The sequence below is a fragment of the Archangium minus genome (assembly GCF_044360475.1).
GTDB lineage: Bacteria > Myxococcota > Myxococcia > Myxococcales > Myxococcaceae > Archangium > Archangium minus.
In genome coordinates this window covers 4546927-4566273 of the sequence record NZ_CP043494.1, presented here as the reverse complement: position 1 = coordinate 4566273, position 19347 = coordinate 4546927, and the positions used below count along the sequence as shown (strand labels likewise).

General features: G+C 65.7%; 15 protein-coding genes and 1 pseudogene. 7 read left to right on the top strand and 9 right to left on the bottom strand.

What is annotated here, in order from left to right; all coding sequences use genetic code 11:
- Positions 1 to 110 precede the first annotated feature (110 nt).
- On the top strand, positions 111 to 1760 hold the full coding sequence (locus tag F0U60_RS18820; RefSeq protein WP_395821853.1) for a trypsin-like serine peptidase: 1650 nt from the start codon (positions 111 to 113) through the stop codon (positions 1758 to 1760).
- A 106-nt stretch (positions 1761 to 1866) separates the two neighbouring features.
- Here F0U60_RS18820 and F0U60_RS18815 read toward each other — a convergent pair whose 3' ends face one another.
- On the bottom strand, positions 1867 to 2712 hold the full coding sequence (locus F0U60_RS18815) for an MBL fold metallo-hydrolase (RefSeq protein ID WP_395821850.1): 846 nt from the start codon (positions 2710 to 2712) through the stop codon (positions 1867 to 1869).
- 116 nt (positions 2713 to 2828) lie between these two features.
- On the opposite strand from F0U60_RS18815, the gene F0U60_RS18810 reads away from it, so the two are divergent.
- Positions 2829 to 3677 (top strand): LysR family transcriptional regulator, encoded by an 849-nt coding sequence (locus F0U60_RS18810; protein WP_395821847.1) that lies wholly within the window; start codon positions 2829 to 2831, stop codon positions 3675 to 3677.
- A gap of 40 nt (positions 3678 to 3717) precedes the next feature.
- On the opposite strand, the gene F0U60_RS18805 is transcribed toward F0U60_RS18810, so the two are convergent.
- The 3 genes from F0U60_RS18805 to F0U60_RS18795 form a co-directional block, all read right to left on the bottom strand.
- The gene (locus tag F0U60_RS18805) at positions 3718 to 5274 is read right to left on the bottom strand and encodes a hypothetical protein (protein ID WP_395821845.1); all 1557 of its coding nucleotides are present in this window, start codon (positions 5272 to 5274) and stop codon (positions 3718 to 3720) included.
- Between the two features lie 11 nt (positions 5275 to 5285).
- Positions 5286 to 5825: a hypothetical protein gene (locus F0U60_RS18800; RefSeq protein ID WP_395821842.1), complete on the bottom strand. Its 540-nt coding sequence runs from the start codon at positions 5823 to 5825 to the stop codon at positions 5286 to 5288.
- 124 nt (positions 5826 to 5949) lie between these two features.
- Positions 5950 to 7368: a hypothetical protein gene (locus tag F0U60_RS18795; protein WP_395821840.1), complete on the bottom strand. Its 1419-nt coding sequence runs from the start codon at positions 7366 to 7368 to the stop codon at positions 5950 to 5952.
- Between the two features lie 246 nt (positions 7369 to 7614).
- Between F0U60_RS18795 and F0U60_RS18790 the strand changes: the two genes are divergently transcribed.
- The gene (locus F0U60_RS18790; protein ID WP_395821837.1) at positions 7615 to 9177 is read left to right on the top strand and encodes a glycerophosphodiester phosphodiesterase; all 1563 of its coding nucleotides are present in this window, start codon (positions 7615 to 7617) and stop codon (positions 9175 to 9177) included.
- Between the two features lie 62 nt (positions 9178 to 9239).
- Here the strand turns inward: F0U60_RS18790 and F0U60_RS18785 are convergent, their stop codons facing one another.
- From F0U60_RS18785 to F0U60_RS18770, 4 genes are all read right to left on the bottom strand, one after another.
- Positions 9240 to 10067, bottom strand: a complete 828-nt coding sequence (locus F0U60_RS18785; RefSeq protein WP_395821834.1) for a hypothetical protein — start codon at positions 10065 to 10067, stop codon at positions 9240 to 9242.
- The gene (locus F0U60_RS18780; RefSeq protein ID WP_395825302.1) at positions 10064 to 10732 is read right to left on the bottom strand and encodes a hypothetical protein; all 669 of its coding nucleotides are present in this window, start codon (positions 10730 to 10732) and stop codon (positions 10064 to 10066) included. The genes F0U60_RS18785 and F0U60_RS18780 overlap by 4 nt, the downstream gene beginning before the upstream one ends.
- Positions 10733 to 10821: 89 nt before the next feature.
- Positions 10822 to 12954, bottom strand: coding sequence for a TonB-dependent receptor (locus tag F0U60_RS18775; RefSeq protein WP_395821831.1), 2133 nt, complete (start codon positions 12952 to 12954; stop codon positions 10822 to 10824).
- A gap of 144 nt (positions 12955 to 13098) precedes the next feature.
- Positions 13099 to 13491, bottom strand: a complete 393-nt coding sequence (locus tag F0U60_RS18770; RefSeq protein WP_395821829.1) for a hypothetical protein — start codon at positions 13489 to 13491, stop codon at positions 13099 to 13101.
- Positions 13492 to 14549: 1058 nt separating this feature from the next.
- Between F0U60_RS18770 and F0U60_RS18765 the strand changes: the two genes are divergently transcribed.
- The 3 genes and pseudogenes from F0U60_RS18765 to F0U60_RS18755 all read left to right on the top strand — a co-directional run.
- Entirely contained in the window at positions 14550 to 16319 is a 1770-nt protein-coding gene (locus F0U60_RS18765) for an ATP-dependent nuclease (RefSeq protein ID WP_395821826.1), read from the top strand.
- Between the two features lie 114 nt (positions 16320 to 16433).
- A complete protein-coding gene (locus tag F0U60_RS18760; protein WP_395821823.1) occupies positions 16434 to 17327 on the top strand; it encodes an alpha/beta fold hydrolase in 894 nt (297 codons plus the stop codon).
- Positions 17328 to 17661: 334 nt separating this feature from the next.
- A pseudogene (locus F0U60_RS18755) lies at positions 17662 to 18795 on the top strand (cyclic nucleotide-binding domain-containing protein); the annotation flags it as partial.
- 36 nt (positions 18796 to 18831) lie between these two features.
- On the opposite strand, the gene F0U60_RS18750 reads toward F0U60_RS18755, so the two are convergent.
- Positions 18832 to 18969: a hypothetical protein gene (locus F0U60_RS18750; protein ID WP_395821821.1), complete on the bottom strand. Its 138-nt coding sequence runs from the start codon at positions 18967 to 18969 to the stop codon at positions 18832 to 18834.
- Between the two features lie 202 nt (positions 18970 to 19171).
- On the opposite strand from F0U60_RS18750, the gene F0U60_RS18745 reads away from it, so the two are divergent.
- Positions 19172 to 19333 (top strand): winged helix-turn-helix transcriptional regulator, encoded by a 162-nt coding sequence (locus F0U60_RS18745; protein WP_395821818.1) that lies wholly within the window; start codon positions 19172 to 19174, stop codon positions 19331 to 19333.
- The last annotated feature ends 14 nt before the right edge of the window (positions 19334 to 19347 follow it).

The following is a 19347-nucleotide window of genomic DNA, read 5'->3' as shown; positions in this document are numbered from 1 at the left end:
GGTCCGTTCAAATCCTCGTACTGGGCGTGAGCTTTATTGATACCCTTGTTTTGCAGGACTGCCAGGAATGGCAGGTTTTATCGCCCCCCAAGAAAGCAGGAACAACCCCCATGAAACATCTCAAGTTCTGGCAACAGGTGCGTCCATTCGTAGGCGGAGTGATGTGTACGCTCACGCTCGCGGCGGGCTGCGGCCCGGCGAAGGAGCAGGAAGCAGAGAAGGACGCACCCGGAGAGACGAAGAGCGAGGTTGTCTATGGCATGGACGACCGGCTGGACGTCTACGCCCACCCAGACGCCACGCTGCGCGCGCTGGCGCAGCAGTCCACCGTGGCGCTGATGCACCCCCCTCTCATCGACGCGACGGACCCCAACCACGTCGTCTTCACCGGCCAGACGCTGGGCGAAGCACGCAACCTCTGCACCACCGAGCGCTTCCGGGATGACCCGCGGGCGGCCTTCTGCTCCGGCACGCTCATCGACGATGACCTGGTGCTCACCGCGGCCCACTGTGTCCCCAACGCCGAGGAGTGCGCCAACACCCGCTTCGTCTTCAACTTCTACCGGACCGCGGAGGGCCAGCTGCAGCAGGTCACCACGCAGGACATCTTCCGCTGCACCGGCATCGTGGCGCATGAGCTGGGCTGGACGAGCCGGGGGAACATGGACTACTCCATCCTGCGCCTGGACCGGCCGGCCACGCCGCGCTTCACCCCGGCACCGGTCCGCAAGGGCAACACCCCGCTGGCCGTCGGGCAGAAGCTGGCCGTCATCGGCAGCGGCAGCGCCATCCCCTTCAAGATCGACTCCGGTGGCACGGTGCGTGACGGGCGTGCGAGCGCCCTGGACTTCCTGGTGTCCACCACGGACACCTTCGCGGGCAACTCGGGCTCGGCCGTGTACGAGACGACCAACTACACGGTGGCGAGCATCGTCGTGCGCGGTGACGCGGACTATGTCGCCAACGGGACCTGCAACGTGGTGAACAAGTGCTCCGAGACGGGCTGCATCGGCGAGCAGAGCACCTACGTCTTCAACGCCATCAGCACCTTCTGCGCCGCGACCAACAACGCCAGCCCGCGGCTGTGCGCCGACATGCCGCCCCCCCCGGTCCGCCCGGACACCTCGTTCACCTACTTCACGGGCGAGACCAACGAGGCCCGGCAGAACACAGCGGACAAGGTGATCAGTCTCTCCGCGGGTGATGTGGTGGAAGTGGGCACCTGCACCCTGCAGGGCGCCCTCTCCTTCGGGAACACCTCGCTGCGCTTCACCGACGCGCAGGGCAACGAGCTCGCCGCCAGCTCGTGTTACTTCAAGCACAGGGTGGGGGCCTCCGGCGACTACACCATTCGCGCCGGCTGCTCCAACAGCTCGCTCTGCGGTGGCACCGTGGTGTGGAAGGTGACCCCGAACGCCAACCTCGTCCGGGGCACGTTCGCCTTCAACCTCACCAACACCAGCAGCGGCACGCGCAACACCGCCAATCAGAACGTGACGCTGTCGTATGGCCAGACCATCGACGTGGGCACCTGTGGCCTGGAGGGCGCCTCCGGCAGCGGCGACACCATCGTGCGGCTTCACGACTCGGCGTCGGGCCACGTCGCGGCCGAGAACGACGACACCTTCGGCACCTGCGGTTCCCTCTCGCACGTCATCTACACCTCGAACGTCGTGGGCGAGAACAGGCCGTATCAAATCCGTGTCGGCTGCTTCCGCGACACGAGCTGCAGCGGTACGGCCTCCTACGTCATCTACTAGGCCACCCGTGAGGGCCTGCTGAAGGTGTTCGGCAACCTCACCCCGCCTGGCAGAGGATGACGCGGTGCTCGCCCTCGATGAAGACATTGGGGGCGAGCCCGCGGCATCACGTTCCCGTGAGCCTCGCGGAGACCCACTTCTGGAGGCCTGGACCCTTGCTGGCTCTGGCCTTCGGGCGAGGATGCGGCAGCGTGTCCGGCCGCTCGAAGTGCAGCTCCTCGCCGTCTTCGGGGATGTGCACCTTCGCGAGCAGCCCCTCGGCCTTCATCCGCTCGCGCAGCCCGTCGCGCGTGGTCGGGCAGTGGTCGAGCGCCTCCAGGTGATTGAGGACAACCCGTCCGGGCGCGCGCCTGACGAGCGTCACGAGCTCGTCGACCGAGAACAGGATGTCGCCGCCCAACCCCATGTTCGCCGCGCCCGCCGGGGCGATGATGACGTCGGGCTGGAGGCGCTCCACTGCTTCCAGGACTTCGTCCGTGAGCACCGCGTCCGACGTGAGGTACACGCTCGGCTCGTCCGGGTGCGCCAGGTAGTAGCCCGACACGGACCCCAACAGCCAGGAGAGCAACCCACGACCGTGCCGGGACGGGATGAACTCCACCGCCATCCCGAGCGCGCCGTCTTCGAGCTCGTGAACGTCGAGTCCCTTCTTCCTGAGGTTCGGCGCGTCCACGCGGCGCGCCCACACGGGCAGCCCGTGCTCCCGTATCCAGCGACGGCCCGCCGAGTCCAGGTGGTCCGGGTGCTCATGGGTGACGAGTACGCCCGTCACCCCCTCCAGCAACGCAAATGTGCCGGGCGGCAGAGCAACCAGGGGGTTGGGGCGACGGCCGCCTCCGAAGAGCTTGAAACCCGGGAACGCCCCCTGCTCAGAGAGCATCGGGTCGACCAGCAGCCGGTGCTCTCCCAGGGTCAGCAGGGTCGTGGCGTTGCGCAGGTGGCGGATCTTCATGGGGCACTCCGGTAAGGGGTTGCCCCGAATAACTAGAGGCCGCACGAGCGGATGGGTACCGTTAGATTTGGAAGGCAGGCATCCGTTTTTGCATGGAGGTTCGGGTGGAGTGGGACTTGTTTCGCACGTTCGAGGCAGTCGCTCGGCTCGGGAGCCTGACCGCCGCGTCGAAGGCCCTGGGCGTGAGCCAGTCGACCATCAGCAGACACCTGGACCGGCTGGAGGAAAGCGCCGGCTCCCCGTTGCTGCTGCGCGAATCCCCGCTGCGGCTCACAGAGCGCGGGTCCTCGTTGCTGGCGGCGGTGCAGCCCATGGTGGATGCAGCGCTGGCGGCTCGGTCCACCCTGGAAGACACGCCGGAGCTCCATGGCGAAGTCACCCTGACCACCGTCGGCGAGATGGTGCGCTGGGAGCTGGCACCCCGCCTGCCGGAGTTCTACCGGGCCTTTCCCCACCTGCGCCTGCGCATCCTCGCGGAGAACCGGATCAGCAGCCTTGCCGCTGGTGAAGCCGACGTGGCGCTCCGAATGTTCCGCCCCGAGAGCGGCGAGCTCGTCGCGCAGAAGGTGCGCTCGGTGTCCTACGCGTTCTTCGCGGCCTCCTCGCTCGAGCTCCACCCCGAGGTCCCGTGGATGGGCCTGACAGGCTCGCTCGCCGGGCTCCCTGAACAACGCCATGCCGAACGAGTCTTCGCCACCCGTCCCCCACGACTGCTCGTCGAAGACATCGAGTCACTCGGGCTCGCGGTCCAAGCGGGCCTCGGTGTAGCCCTCCTGCCCCGGGGTTTCGCCGCGCGGCTCGCCGAGGTGGTGGAGGTTTCTCCGCAGCGGCTCGGAGAGCGGAGCAGCGACAGCCTCCCCTCTCGCGACATCTGGATGGTTGTTCATCGCTCGAAACAGCACGTGCCCAGGGTCCGGGCGGTGATGGGGTGGCTCAAGGAAGTCCTGAACGACGTGCGCCCATGACCGGGACCCCGTACAACGCCAGGGTCCCGGATGGCTCGGCTCAGGTGCGCACGAAAGCGCTCGCGTCGGGGAGCCCACTGCCAGAGGTATCAACCCCCAGGGCAGTCAGAACACCCGAGAAGATGTCCGGCTCGTTCGTCGTCATCTTGCCAGGCTGTGGCGCTCCGGTGCGCGGGTCGAAGCCATAGGTCAGCGCGGTGAGCGGGTCGATTCCACCCAACACCGTGTTGCCCTTGAGCATGGGCGAGAGCATCAAGAAGCCGTTGTTGAGGTCATGCCCGGAGCTGAACGCGATGGCGTCGTTGGGCCGCGAGCGCGTGCGCCCGAACTCAGTCGCCACGTAGATGAGCGTGCGGTCCCACATGCTCTCGCCGGTGGCCTCATCGAAAGGCTCCGCCTTGAGCAGGTCGATGAGCTTGTCCACCACGCTCATCACCCGCGACCACATGAAGGCCTGACCCGCGCGATGATCGGTGTGGCTGAAGTCAAAGGCCAGCGGTGGGTTGGCGATGAACTCCTCTTCATTGTTTCTCACCGCGACGTTGAACGACGGGCCAATCGTCACCGTCACCGACACCCGGTACTTGAGGAGCAGGAACGCCAGCGCTGCCTGTCCCTGCACGGGGTCGGTCAGGTAATCCGGGAAGAGCGTGCGCAGCCGATCCCCATCGGGAGAACTCGACAGGCCGTACTCCGTGAGCGGCATCTTCGGCGGCTGATTGGGCAGCACGTTGAGGCGGTTGATGAGATCCTTCGCCTCCAGCGCCGGTTGTCCCTCGATGCGCTGCTCGTTCCACCGCTGGAGCGCCGCCGCGTCCTCAAACGTCCGTCCGAAAACCGACTGTGAATCGAGCGTATTGCGCGCGCGCCGAGCCATCTCCACCACGTCACGCGGAGGCGCGTCCTTGATGCCCTTGCTGCCATCGAGTCCCAACGGCCAGAACGAGGCGTTGGACACCACCTCCCCATAGCAGTACGAGGGCAGCGAGCCATCCGTACCGCGCTCGGAGTAGCCGCCCATCCCCATGTTCACGTTGGGAATGGGGAAGCCCGCGCCATACTGCAGAGCCACGCACTCCTGCAGTGTGCGGCCGCTCCAGGCCGCGTTGCCCGTAATGCTCCGCTTCTGTGCGATGGCGTGGTTCACCGAGGTGCCCACCGTCGTGGCCACGAGCATGGAGTCCTTGTGCTTACGCACGAAGGGAAGCTGATCCGTGTTCACCAGTTGAGGGATGTTGCCCATCAGTTGGTTGCTCACCTTCACCGCGCGGAACGGGGAGCCGTCCACGCCCTGCACCTGCTCGTCCGGGAAGGTGTTGAGTCGCGAGGCGTTGGCACCCGCCTCCGAGGCGCGCACCGCCAGCAGGCTGTCGACGATGGAGGCGCCTCCGGTCGCGCCCACCACGATGAGGAAGCGAGGCTTTCCATCGAGGCGGGCGCGGCGCACGCCACCGAACCTCTCGAGTGCCTCTGGGGTATTGAGTGCTTCGCGGCAGCCCGTCAGCAGGGGTCCTAGCGTCGCGGAGCCCGCTGCGCACAGTGAGAGTGCCTTCAACATCTCCCGGCGCGAGAGTCGACCAGTGTTGCGGAGAGACATGTCATTTCCCTTTAGAAGAAGATGGACTCGGCGGAGGAGAGGACGACGAAGCAGGCGGCCTTCATCCAGTCGCGGCCGGGCGCCTGACTGCTCGAGGATTCAATGTCGGTAGCCAATTGCAGCAATGCGCCCACCTCGGTTTCGGTGGGGTCTCGCAGCAGTGCGCGCTGGTAGAGCGAGGTGATGGCGTTCTTCACCGGCTCGCCCTCCCGGCTCGTCAGGCGCCCCTGGGCGTTGAGCTCGATGCCCCCGAAGATGATGGCCTCCGAGGGAGTGGTGACGTCGAGCGTGACGCGCCGGGCGCAGGCCGCCGTCGCCACACGGTCAACGGCGATGGGCGTGGTCACTCCGGTGAAGGGCAGCGGCTCGTAGACACCCAGGCCGTAGGGTTCGACGCCTCCCAGGGCCACGGTGTGCACGTTGGTGGTGCACGGGTATTGGCCCAATTCGTTGCACACCTGCTCGACCGGCAGTGACAACGCCGCCGCGAAGTCGGACGCCAGCCGCTCCGGGCCCTTGAAGCGCAGGTTGTTGCGCGAGGAGCGAGCCAACTCGGGAGGAGGTGGTGTGCCAGCGTCTTGCCCCGGGGGAGCCGGAGAGGGAGACGGGGACGGGGACGGGGACGGGCAGGCGATGAGGACGCAGACGGCGGACAGGAGCAAAACGCGAAGAGAATCAGGGCGCACCGTAGGCCTCCGTGCGGATCAGATCGTGAAGCATGCGCTGCACGCGGTACTGGTGCGTGCCCTTGAAGCGCTGCCAGGTGGCGACGAACTCGGCGTGTTCCTCGGGAGTCGGGGCGTGGCCGATGAGCAGCTTCCAGTAGTCGGTGACGGTGGCGATGGCGAAAGCGTCGCTGTTGGCACCCACCTGGGCCCACTCGACGAGGTTGTTCACCGGCTGGCCGAAGATGTAGCCGGCTTCGGGGGTCTGGGTGATGGTCGGCGCGACGTCACTGAAGTACGTCTCGAGGCGATTGGGGATGTAGTTCGCGGAGCTGAGCTGGTCCGTGAGGGAGAGGCCCTGGTAGTTGCGGAAGGGGTAGCTCAATGGGTCGAGCGTCGCGTGGCAGGCTGCGCAGGCGGGCTCCGTCACGCCCTTGGCGTCGTAGTCGCGGGGCTCGTTGGGGATGCTGTAGAGGCCCTCTTGTTTGGCGATGTCGTAGCCCAGATATGCGCGGTAGGCCTGTGACGCGGCGTTCCGCGGGAGCGCGGTGAACATCACGAAGTAGACGAGGCTCCACGACGAGGTGATGTTGCCCGCGCGGTACTTCTCGTCCTGGACGTACAGGAACGTATTCGGCTGGGTCGTTATCGAGTAGCGCGTGGGGTTCGACGACCAGCGGACGAAGTACTTCGCCGTCATCACATCGCGCGCGTCGTGGTCGTCAATCTGCGAATAGGCGTAGAGCGCGTAATCGTCGTAGTAGTCAGCGAGGGGAATGGCCCCTTCATCTTGTCCGGCCTTGAGCGAGCCCACCGGGCGGATCTTCGGGTGCGCCAGCTTCCACAGCTGGCCATCCTTGCCACGCCAGAAGTCGCTCTGGGTGCAGCGGTCGAGCTCAGCGTCAAGGCGCGCGCGCTGCTCATCGGCGTTCAACGCGGAGAACTCCTTGAGCTGGGCATAGGTGGGCGACTGTCCGCAGAAATCGAGCAGCACGCGCCGGTACGCGAAGCGTGTGTCGTAGCGGCACACGTCATACTGGGGGTTGGTGCCCGCCGCGCAGCCGCCCGTATCCACCGGGAAGCTGTTGGCGTCGGCCGGCAGGGTTCCTCGCTGGATCTCCACGAGGTTCGGCACGCCGTCGCCATCGGCGTCCGCCGCTTCGACCGCCCTCAGTGCCGTGGGGAGTGCGTAGGCGAAGTCATTGTCGGACAGCGGGCGCGGCGCACCAGGCGCCAGGTGGGATTCCAACCCAGCTCCGAAGGAGTTCCGCTGTGGCGGGGCGACGTGACAGTAGGTGCAGGAGGGTTGCTGCCCAGTGCAAACGGATGCCGAAGGATAGGTGGTGCAGAACACGCTGCCAGCGGGCGGTTTGGCTAACGCCTCTCCTGACAGGCAGAGGGCTGCCCCCAGTATGAATCGTCGAAGCACTTGGTTTCCTTGCGGGTTGGTCAATTCGACCCTGAAAAACCAATCCCCCCGCCAGGTGTCACCCGCCACAGCAGATTTTGCATTTTAAGAAATCAACTGTGCTGAGCTGCTGTGAGGGGCGGTCCAGCAGCAGGCGAATTCACGGACTTGCCGCATCGCCTCTCCAGTCCGTCGGTATCTTCTCGCCCCCCCACCTGTGCATGCAGTGCATCTAGCGATTACCCCGTATTCGCCCCCGAGGAGCTGATGAAGACACACATTCTTCGTTGTTGGTGGCTGGGAAGTCTCATCGCGGTCGTAGGCTGCGGAGCAGAGCTGGTCTCCGCCGAAGGCGCGGGCGAGTACGCCCCAGAGACACAAGCGACAGCGCTGGTGAACGACGGCTACTGGGCTGACGTCAGCAAGCCCTTCCCCCTGACCCCGCGGGGGCACGCCGTCGGCATCTGTAGTCACAACACCTACGTGGACAGCATCCTGGGTTCCGCGAGGAGCCTCGAGTCCACGCTCTCGCGCGTTCAGGCCGCCATCGCCGCCGACGTCGACATGATCGAGTTCGACCTCAAGGAGCAGAACGGCCAGGTGTACGTGGACCACGATGATGACGGTGGCTCCACCGGTGCGCTGCTCGCGAACGTGCTGGACTCCCCTGCGTTGCAGGCCGACGACGCGGTGCTCTATCTCGAAATCAAGGAGACAAGCTCGCACGCGAGCATCGCGCGCAAGATCCTCGACATCCTGGATGCCCGCCGGACCTGGTATGCACGCGCTGGGCGCCCGGTCTTCATCCGCTCCTTCCACGCCACCCGCGCCAACCTCCTCGAGACGCAAAAGCTCCTCGGACAATACCCGGCCATCAGCCCCTACCTCCGGCTCCACGTCCTGTTCTCGGCGAACCAGGCGACGCACGGGCTCATCCAGGATGCCTTCAGCCGTGGCTGGCACGGTGTCGAGTTCCCCTACGCCGACGCCAACATCCTCTCGAAGATCGCCTACGCGAAATCCCTGGGGCTGGGCGTCACCCTGTGGACCATCCCGGTCAACTTCGGCGAAGTCTATCTGTCCAACCTGCGCGAGGAAGTGGACGCCTTCGTGGTGGACTACGACGTCGCCAAGGCACGAGCTGTCGTCTCGGAGGACAACCAACTCCTCTACCTGAGCGTGTGGAAACAGCCGGCCTCGGGGACAAGCATTCGCTACCACCAGACGAACGCCACCACGTACACGGCACCGGTCAACGTCGCCGGAGCCCCGAGCACCCTGGCGGATGGCACCGGAGAGAATCTCTACGGCACCTCGCTTGTCTTCAGCGCGGCCTCCGCCCTGTCGATGCCCTTCTACGACGCGGACACCGCCGCTGGACAGGGCTACTTCGTGAGCGCCTACGTCAACTTTGACGATCTGCTGACGAGCTGCCCCGGAGGTGCCAGCAGTTGCACCATGGCCCTGGTGAGCAAGTCGGAGAGCGGTGCCTTCGCGCTCGAGCTTTTCCGCTCCAGCACCGGTGCACGGACACTGCGCTTCGGTGTCCACGTGGCGGGGGGCTACCAGTATGCAACCCGGTCGCTGTCCGCGCTCAACGGCACGAACAGCTACCTCATCACCGGCGCCTACGACGGGAACGGCCAGGTGAGGCTCTGGGTAGACAACTCCTCATCGGGTACCACCCAATCAGGGTCCTTCACCGAGGGGGTACGCAACTCGGATGTGCCGGTGACGCTCGGTGCAGATCCCCAGGCAGGAGCGAGCCCGCGCTTCTTCCTCAGCGGCAAGGTCCAGATGGTGCAGGTGCTCCGCTGGGGCGACCACTAGCCAGGAAGCAACAGGAGGGCCCTGGGGTGACCCAAGGCCCTCTTGGATTTCAGTGGGAGAAATCAGCGGATCCGGGGCGAGCACTCGCCCTCACCCCGGAAGTGCCCGACCGTTCGAGCCAGCGCGGTCACGAAGTCCCGCAGGTTGTTCACGTTCGCGGCCCCACCCGTTCCGTACTGGCCACTGGGCAGCTCCGTCAGGTCCACCTGCGCCAACTCCTCCAACGTCACCTCCCCGTCCGCGCCCTGGACGCCCAGCCTGTCGGCCGCGGCGAACGCGTCAAACCGCATCTTCGCGTCCGAAGACTGGAGGTCGTCGAAGAAGAGGTGATCTCCGTGAATGGTGAGCTGCACCGTCTCCGCACCTCCGTTCGGCACTGTCACCCCATCGCCGAGGTCCGGATGCGCACAGTGCTCGTACAGGGTGTTCAGCGGAAAGCCCCACGCGAACCGCTTCGTCACTGACGCCTTCGTGGCCGTCCCCTCCACGTACACGGACCAGCCATGAGCCTTCAGCAGGTTCACATCCTCCGCGCTCGCGTTGCCGGCCTCCGCGCTCACCGCGGGAACGATGGCGTAGCTCACCTCGTCCCAGGTGGACGCGGGCAACGAGGTGAAGCTCGCCACCGTCACGGGCCCCGGCTTGTGCACATCGAATACCTTCGCACCCGCCGACTCCGCCGCCAGCTCTCCCTGGTGATCGGCCACCTTCAATTCGCCAATCGTCACCAGGAACTTCGAGTACTTCACCGTCCAGCCGTCCGCGAAGTCCTCCGCGGGGATTTCCTTCTCGATGAAGTCCTCACCGTAGGTGGTGAACGTCACATCTCCCGAGCCGGTGCTGCACGCCGCCAGCCCCAGCAGTCCCAATCCCATCATCAGCTTCTTCATGGCGTTGCTCCATCCACCCACGTCACGACGTAGGCGCTCGTGTCCTCCACACCGCGAACCAGGGCATTCATCGCCTGACTCTCGGTGGGGAATGTGGAAACACCACCCGCGTCCACTGGGGACGCCGTGGCGAAGTCGATGCGTCCCAACCACTTCTTCAGGTCCACCGTGATGCGCACCCGGCCCGTCTCCATCTCCAGCGCTCGCTCGAAGCGGATGCCCTGGATGGGCTTCTGCAGTTCCATGGCCGCGTCGAAGTGCACCTCCCTGCCGTCCGTGTGCTTCGCCACGCCTCGAATCCGCACCGCGCGACCTTGCAGCAATCCCTGGGCATCGCTCGACGCCGTGGCCGAGGGCAGCGTCAGCTCCATCGAGCCGTAGTCACCCGTCACCGCGCTCGCCTCGCCCAGCACCGTGGGCTGCGCCGCCAGCAGGTCCACCATCCCGGTATTCAGCAGCTCGCCCAGGGCATCCCCCGGCACGTAGTGTCCCGGGTGAGCCCACGCCGTTCCGCCAATGAGGGCGTAGGGCTCGAAGCGCGGCCACCTGGAGGAGAGCAGCACATGCCCCTCGTAGAACCGCACGGGCCCCACCGACACGTGCGCGGACGCCAGCGTCACCGTCCAGCCCCGATCGTTCGGGCCCGTCATGGGCTGTGCTGTCATCTCCACCGGAAAGGTGCGCCGCTGCGCGCCGGTCCCACAACCGACCAGCAGCGCGAGTACGAGCACCGAGGGCAAGGCGAGAATGCTCTTCACAGATGGACCTCCAGGGTAAGCGAGGCCGTCCGAGGCGGCCCCGCGGTGAAATGCCGGGTGGGAAGAAGGCCCGCGGGGGCTTCCGGATCGAACCGCGAGCCGTACACGAACTCCCCGTCGCGCCACCGCGCGTCCAGGGCGTTCTCCACCTCCAGCCGCAGGCCCACGTTGCGGAGCCGTGCTCCCAACAGGGCATCCGCGAGGAACACCGTGCGGCTGTACTCGTCAAAAGGCAGGGGCCTCGGTCCGATGAGCGTCAGTCCGAGCCCCGCGGTGAGCTCCACCGGCAGGCCCACGAGCGACACCGTCCGATTCCAGCCCACGTCTCCTCGGGCGACCAACGGTGCGAAGTAAGGCAGCAGGGTATTGGTCTCCAGCACTCGCGCGTGCGCCACCGTCGCGCTCAGCGCCGCTGTCACGCCGGGGAGCGGCCGGGCCTGGAGCGCCGCGGAGAGCCCCGCACGCACCGTCTCGCCCGTGAAGGCCGTCGTGCCCACCGTATGGTCGAAGAAGAAGTCATCCTCCACATGCGAGCCGAACAGGCTCAGCTGCGCCGCCACTCGCTCCCCGTCTCTCCGAGCCCCCAGCTCCGCGCTCCGGACCGAGACGAAGGGCGCGCGCTCGCCCTCCGCCAGGCTCCGCGCCTGCGGGGAGCGGAACCCATCTCCGTAGCTCGCGAACAACCGCCAGCGCTCCGTGAGGGAGAACTCGAGCCCGGCCTTCGCGCCCAGGTGCACGCCGAACGCGCTCCGGGAGTAGCCCTGCCCGTCGGAGTAGCGGGGATCCCTGAAGGCGAGCGAGTCGAATACCTCCACGCCTAGCGCGTCGGCCCGGCCTCCGAGGAGCAATCGCCACCGGCCCAGGGCCAGCTGCGCCTCCGCGTAACCCCAGACATCCGTCTGTACGAAGTCCGCGTCCACCTCTTCCTCGAAGAAGGTGCCGTCCAACTCGCGGTAACGCCGCTGCGTCTGGGTGGCGCCATCCCGCCGTGCTCCGAGCCCCAGCTCCAGCGCGACGTCCTTCCCGAAGGCTTGAACGAGCCGTCGATGCTCCGTGCGAGCCCCGAGCGTCCGCGCGTCATGCGTCTGCTCCAGCCCGTCTCCTCGCGCATCCACCCGGTAGCCGGTGAAGTTGTTGCGCAGGCGCAGGTCCGTCAGCAGGCCGAACACCTCCAGCACCGTGCGTCCCGTGCCGTTTCTCGGCAGCTCCACGCCGAGCAGCAACTGGTGCCGCGATGCCGAGCCCCCCTGCCCTCCGAAGGGCGCGTCGAAGAAGGAGCTCTTGCCCGAGAGCAGGTCGGCCTCACGCACCACTCCGGGGGTGTCGAAGCGCGTCGTGTAGCTACCCGCGAGCGCTCTCACACGCAGGGCGCCCACGCCCGTTCCTACTGTTGACGCCGCCTGGGCCAGCAACGAGGCCCGGCCAAAGGTCCGCCGCGGACCGAAGCCCTTGCCCTCGCCCAGCTCCACCGCGGCGAAGGTCTCCGCGTCCTCTCCGGGCCGCACCGCCGCCACCAACCGCCGCTGCCCGTACTGCCCCAGCGTTCCCGCCAGCAGCACCCCGGGCTCGTCGAGGCCGAGCTCCAACCGCACCGTCCCCGCCACCGCGAAGTCGCCCTGGGAGGCCCGGTAGGAGCCCTCCGTCACCCGCAGCTCCCGCACCACCTCGGGGATGATGAAGTTCAGATCCGCGTAGCCCAGCGCGTGGATGTGGCTCACCTCGTTCACCGGCAGCCCGCCCACGTTCAGCTCCACATCCTGGCCGTGCAGCGCGTCGAACCCACGCAGGAAGAGCTGCTGCGCCTTGCCCTCACCGCCATGGCGCGAGGCCACCAGCCCCGGCACCAACCGGAGCAGATCCACCGCCCCTGACTTCGGCGCGGCGTCCAGCACCTCGCGGCCCAGCGTCACTTCTGACGCGCTCCGCGCTGGCCGTGTGGCGCGCACCGTGGTGTTCGGCGCCTGGCGTTCTTCCGCCGCGGGTGGCGGCTCGGCAGCAGGTGGCGACTCGGCAGCAGGTAGCTGCTCGGCAGCAGGGGGCTGCTCGGCCTCCGGCGGACGCACGTCTTCCACCCCGCCTCCCGCGGACAGGAGCAGGGGGGCACAGAGCAACAATGGGAGAGAGATCATGACGCAGCCATACACGAACCTGGAGCCACGCCCGCCCGTGAATACACGGCGCACGTCACCCCACGGCTTGAAGCCCGCACGGACAAATGCCTCGCGCTCCCGCGTTCACGGGCGCGCACTCACCTGCTTCGAGGTAAGGAGGCCCTACGGGCCTTGTGGCATTGCAGTGAGTCGCAGCGGTACGCCCGGCAGCCGCAACGGGCCCCGGAAGACTTCCTGCCGCAGCGGGTGCCATCGCACGACTGGCGCCAGCACGCTCGCTTTCGTCACCGCCACTGCGAGCAGGTGCTCCACCGAGCCCACGGGGTGCTGATGCCCCGGGTCCCTTACGGAGGGTTCCTGCTCGTGGCCCTGCTCACCGGCGTGTGCATGCGCGTGGCCATGAGCGTGCGCATACGCGTGGGCACGCTCGTGCGCCGTGCCCATTCCGCCACCATGGGCCACCACCGCATGGATCACCGGTGCGACCGCGAGCCCGTACACCAGGACCATCAGGCCCAGGCATGCCAGATCTCGGCGGTCTCGGGGGTCCAGCAAGGTAGCGTGCTCCGACAGGGGAAGGGTCGCGCGAACTCCTACCCATCTTTCCCCGGGTGCGCAAGGCACCTGTGCTGGCAATAGGACGTGCTGGCTGAGTGTGATTTTACCGAATTACCAAGAAACTCCAGGCTTCAAGCCTCGACAACCAGAGGCCCATCCATCCTTGCTCGGGAGTCCCCTTTGAACCACAAGTTCTGCCTCATCGCCGTCGTCTTGATGTCGCTTCTTCCGTTCCACGCAGGAGCCCAGACCTAACTCATCGTGTTCGGGGACAGCCTGAGTGACTACGGCAACAACGGTGTCGCCACGTGTGGTCCACACACGTGCCCGAGCAGCCAGCTCATCGGCGCATGGGTGAAGTAGCTGGCAGACCAGCTCGGGCTTCCGTTGACGGCATCCAATGATGGCGGGACGAACTACACCCGGGGGACGCGGTCACCAGCGAGATGACCACACAGGTCAACCTCTACCTGTCCGCCCATCCGAGGGCCTCGTCCACCGCGCTCTACATGCTGTAGGGAGGAGGCAACGACATCAATTACAAGGCCCAAGCTAATCCGCTTGATTCCTCGGGTATCAAGGCCACGGCGGCCAAGACTGTATCCAACATCAAATCGCGGATCCGAATGCTTGCCCGTGCGGGAGCTTCGAACGACCAGAAGTGCTGATCCTTTCATGTAGGAAGAAGTGAATATGTAGAGCCCACCATCGGTGAGCGATCATCCCGATGGTTTCACCCGTCGCCAACCTGCGCCTACCTTCTGTCCGTGGAGAACAGCTCGAGCAACACGGCAGAATCGTACAGGGCCTGATAAGGCGCAGGTAGCCCTCGACCGTGTCGGGCAACAGCTTCGGCGTCTGCTTCAACGACGGCATGAGCGCCACCACCAGTGTGAAAGGCATGCCATCCGCCCGCAGCTCGGATGAAAAGATGTGCCATGCAGCGTAGCGGCAGGGGTCGGTGGGAGACGGAGGCCCCCTCCCTTGAGGGCGCCGGCTCCTGGGTAATCTCCCACCCTTTGACACCGTCCCCCTGCGGGGGAGATACCGATGTCATGGCTCAAGACGCCACGATCACTTCGATCCATTTTCAAAACTTCAAGGCGCTGCGAACTTTCTCGGCCCACCTCAGCCACATGAACGTGCTGGTCGGTCCGAACAACGCCGGCAAGTCGACCTTTCTCAGCGCATTCAGACTGCTCGCCGCAGGCTTGCGCCGCGCGCATACACGCAGGCCCGAGCCGGTCAGGGGGCCCAAAGGGTCAACGTGGGGCTATCCCGTCTCCTTAGAAAACCTGCCCATCTCGACCGAAAACATCCACACGGATTGCGCTGACGTGGATGCACAGATTCAATTCAAGCTTTCTAACGGAAATTCGCTGACCCTCTACTTTCCTTCAGATAGCGGATGTTTCCTGCTCTTTGATTCCGAACGCCCCATCAACACGACGACTGCGTTCAAGAACGCTTTCCCCATCAGCGTGGGGCATATTCCCGTCCTCGGGCCCGTCGAGCACCAAGAGGAACTTCTCCAAGAGGAGTCCGTCCGCACCGGCCTGATGACTCACCGCGCCTCTCGTTACTTCCGCAACTATTGGCACCGCTACCCGGATGATTTCGACACATTCGCGGAGCTGGTTCAGCAGACGTGGCCCGGAATGGAGCTCGAGCGTCCCAGCCTGGCCGGACTTCACCCCCCCACGTTGACGATGTTCTGCCGCGAGGAGCGGATCGACCGAGAGCTATACTGGGCCGGCTTCGGCTTCCAAGTCTGGTGCCAGTTGCTGACTCACGTCGTCCGCTCCCGACGGGACAGCGTGCTCATCGTAGATGAACCAGACATCTACCTCCATCCTGACCTGCAGCGGCACCTGCTCTCCATTCTGAGAGAGGCCGGACCTGACATCCTCCTCGCAACCCATTCCACTGAAATCATCAGCGACGCGGATCCCTCTGAACTGCTGGTCATCAACAAGCGCAACAAAACAGCGCAGCGGATGAAAACGACGGGGGATGTGCAATCGGCGCTCGAGGTCCTCGGCTCTACCCAGAACATCACCCTCACCCAACTCGCCCGGAGCAGGCGGGTGCTCTTTGTCGAGGGTGAGGACTTCAAAATCCTGTCCCGGTTTGCGCAGCAACTCGGGCTGCGAGAGCTGTCCGCCGGTCTCGACCTAACTGTCGTACCGGTGGGAGGGTTCTCCAACTGGGAGCGAGTTCAGTCTCTCGCCTGGGGCATTGAGCGGGTCCTAGGACAGTCGTTGTTGCTTGCGGCTGTATTCGACCGGGACTACCGCTGTGCCGAAGAGGTGGCGGGAATTCTGGGCGACCTGAAGTCACTGAAACTGGCCCACATTCTTCAAAGGAAGGAGATCGAAAACTATCTGCTGATTCCAGGTCCGCTGGAGAGAGCCATCTCCCATGCGCTCCATGAGCGGGCGCGCCGTTCGGGAGAACCCCCGCTGCCCATGCGGCCCATCGAGCAACTCCTGCGTGAAATCACCGAGCCAATGCATCACGAGGTGTTGGGGCAGTACGTGACAAAGCGCACCCAGTACCTGAAGTCCTCGGGGTTGGATCCAGCGACCCTGACGACACAAACCCTCAGCGAGCTCCAGACCAGGTGGAATGACCTCCATCAGCGGATGGAACTCGTTCCAGGGAAGCAGGTCCTGTCCCGCTTGAACGAGGTGCTCGGACAAGAGCTCAAAATCAATGTTTCGATGCGGGGCATCATCTCACAGATGAGGAAGGAGGAGATACCTGCGGACCTCACCGCTTTGCTTGGTGAGTTGGAATCATTCCGCAAGCTCCGGAATGCCTGATGGGATAAAATGCGACGGTGCACCCATTGCGGCTGGACGCGCGGCTCACGTACGCGAGTTGGTTCATCGCGTTGATGGAAGAGGTCTCGGCCAGCACGAGCAGAAAGGATTTTTATGGCCGAGCGGAAGGTTGTTTCGGGAGAGGTGGAACTGTGGAGCGAGGACTTCGGGGACCCTCGCGATCCCGCGCTGCTGCTCATCATGGGAGCCAATGCCTCGGGCGTCACCTGGCCGGAGGAGTTCATCTCGCTGCTGGTAGCCGGCGGCCACCGCGTCATCCGCTATGACCACCGCGACACCGGTCGCTCAACATACCGGGACTTCACCCGCTACCCCTACTCCGTGACCGACCTCGCCCGGGACGCCGTCTCCGTGCTCGACGGCCATGGTGTGCAGCGTGCCCACGTCGTGGGGCTGTCCATGGGAGGCACGCTTGGCCAGGTGCTCGCGCTCGACCACCGCGAGCGCCTGCTCACGCTGACCGTCATGCTCACCGCCGCCCTAGGCGTGGACTTCGTGGGCAACATGGAGCGTGCCTCCAAGGGACAGCCCACGCTCGATGGGCTGCCCACGCCCGACCCGCGTGTCCTCGCCGTGCTGGCCCGGCGCTCCGAACCCGTTCGGGACCGGGCCTCCGAGTTGGACAGGCGCGTAGCGGAGTGGCGGGCGCTCTCCGGCGACAAGCTCCCCTTCGACGCAAGCGAGTTCCGGCGCTACGAGGAGCGGGTCATCGACCACGCGGGGAGCCTCGTGCAGCCGAGCGCCCATGCCCTCGCCACGCCAGTTCCCCTGGTGCGAGGCGCAGAGCTACGTGGCATCACCACGCCCACGCTCGTCATCCAAGGGGGGCAGGATCCGCTCAACCCCCCGCCCCACGGCCTGCACCTCGCACAGTCTATCCCCGGCGCCCGGCTGGTCGAACTCCCTAACATGGGACATGCGCTCCCCAGCGCCATCCATCAGCCCCTCGCTGATGCCATTCTCGAGCACACCCACCGCTTTGCGTGAAACGCCCTGGATGACGAGGCTCGTGCAGCGTGGGGAGACATCCTGTCAGGCAATCCCTTGCACGTGCCCTCAGGAAATGCCTTTGACTTCATTGAGACTCTCTGGAAACACAACCTTCCTTCGCTTGTCGTGCCTGGCCTCATGCACGTTCACCCTGGAGTTCCCCTACGTCCCGTCCAACTGTCGGCGTGAGTGAGTCGGCGCCGAAGCGTGTGACGGCGCGCACACGCTGGCTGTCGGCGCCGTCACAGCCGCTCTGTTGCCTATAAAACAGAGTCCTTCGTGTCAGGGCGCGGAACACCCCACGAGCCAGACGCCCTTGTCCGAGGCCGCCATGTCCCGCATCACGAGCTCCGAGGTTGTCTTCCCCCATTCCCTGTCCATCGAAGCGCGGCGCCAGCTCACCGACACCCTCTACGCCATCCACCAGCAGATCTTCGATGGGGTGGAGCGGGAGTCGTTCGCCCGCTACGTCGTCGAGTCCAAGGCCGAGCACACCTGGATCCTCGTTCACAAGAACGAGGCCGGAGAGCCCGTTGGCTACTGCGCCGTGCACATTTTCGAGAAGCAGCTCGGCGGAGAAGACCTGGCCGTGTTTCGCGCGGAGGCTGGCTCGCTGCGTGCCTACCGCGGGGACAACGTCAACGCACGCCTCTTGCTGGCATCGGTGGTGCGCTACGTCTTGAAGCACCCGGGCCGGCGCGTGTTCTACATGGGCTCGCTGGTACACCCGTCCAGCTACTCAATGCTCGCCAGGCACTGCCGCGAGGTGTGGCCACGCTGTGAGCAGGAAACCCCACCGGAGCTTCTGACCTTCATGGACGCGCTTGCCGCGGAGTTTGGCCTGGAGAAGGTAGACCCGGCCCGGCCGCTGGTGCGGAAGGTGGGCTGGCGCACACGCGAGTCGGAGGTAGAACGCGAGTACTGGACCCACTGTGACAAGCCCGAGGTGCGCTACTTCCTCGAAGCCAATCCGGGGTATGGCGAAGGCCACGGGCTGGTGACGGTGATACCCCTCACCTTGAAGAACCTGCTGAGCACGACCCGCTTCATGCTAACGCGGCGGCTGCGCCAGACCGTGGAGAGGCTGGCGGCTCAGGTGCAGCGCACGCGGCTCGGGGCCCGTCTGCGCTCCTCTCAAGTAGTGCAGCAATTGCGCCGCGTGCCGTTCTTCGCTCACATTGACGAGCCCACACTGCGTGGCCTGGCCAAACGCGCGGAGCGCCTCGTTTTACCCGCCGGCCGGAATGTCTTCCACGAGGGGAGTACCTGTGACGAGCTGTACCTGCTGGAGCGCGGTGCGGTCTACGTGCTGGCCGATGAGGCCCAGGGAGAAAAGCTCGTGGATGAGCTCAGCAGTGGCGCCGTCTTCGGGGAGTGCGCCCTGCTCACGAAAGAGCGCCGCTCCGCCTCCATCCGCACGGCGTCTGCCTCAACGCTGGTACGCATCCCCCGCTCCGCACTCCTGCCGCTGCTGGAGGGGGATGGTCGTCTGAGGGAGGGCCTATGGAAGATGTTTGCCGAGCGGCGCTTCGATGACCTGACGCGTGGGCTCGACAGCTACGGGCACCTCGGGCGCAAGGGCCGGCTCACCCTGCTCCGACACGGCGAGCACCGTGAGCTCGCGCCGCGGGAACCGCATACGGTCGAGGCAGGTACCCGCCTGTTCGTGCTGTCGGGCTCGGTGGATTTCGAGCACGAGGGCCTGATGGTGACCCAGCGAGGCTCCACGCTCCTGGAGGCACGACGGCCACTGCAGGTAAAGGCCCGGGAGGCCACGCGGCTTGTCCTCCTGAGGCTGGAGGCTTGGACAGACGCTCAAGAAGCTGGAACGAAACGGTCTGGTGACCCGGCAGGTGTTCCCCACGGTTCCTGTCACCGTGGAGTACTCCATCACTCCGCTTGGGCAGACGCTCGCTGTCAAAGTGGATGCGCTTCGCGGCTGGGCCGAAGAGCACATCGGCGAGGTCGTCCGCGCCCAGCAGAGCTTCGACGCGCGCACGTAGAACCCGGGGCGGGC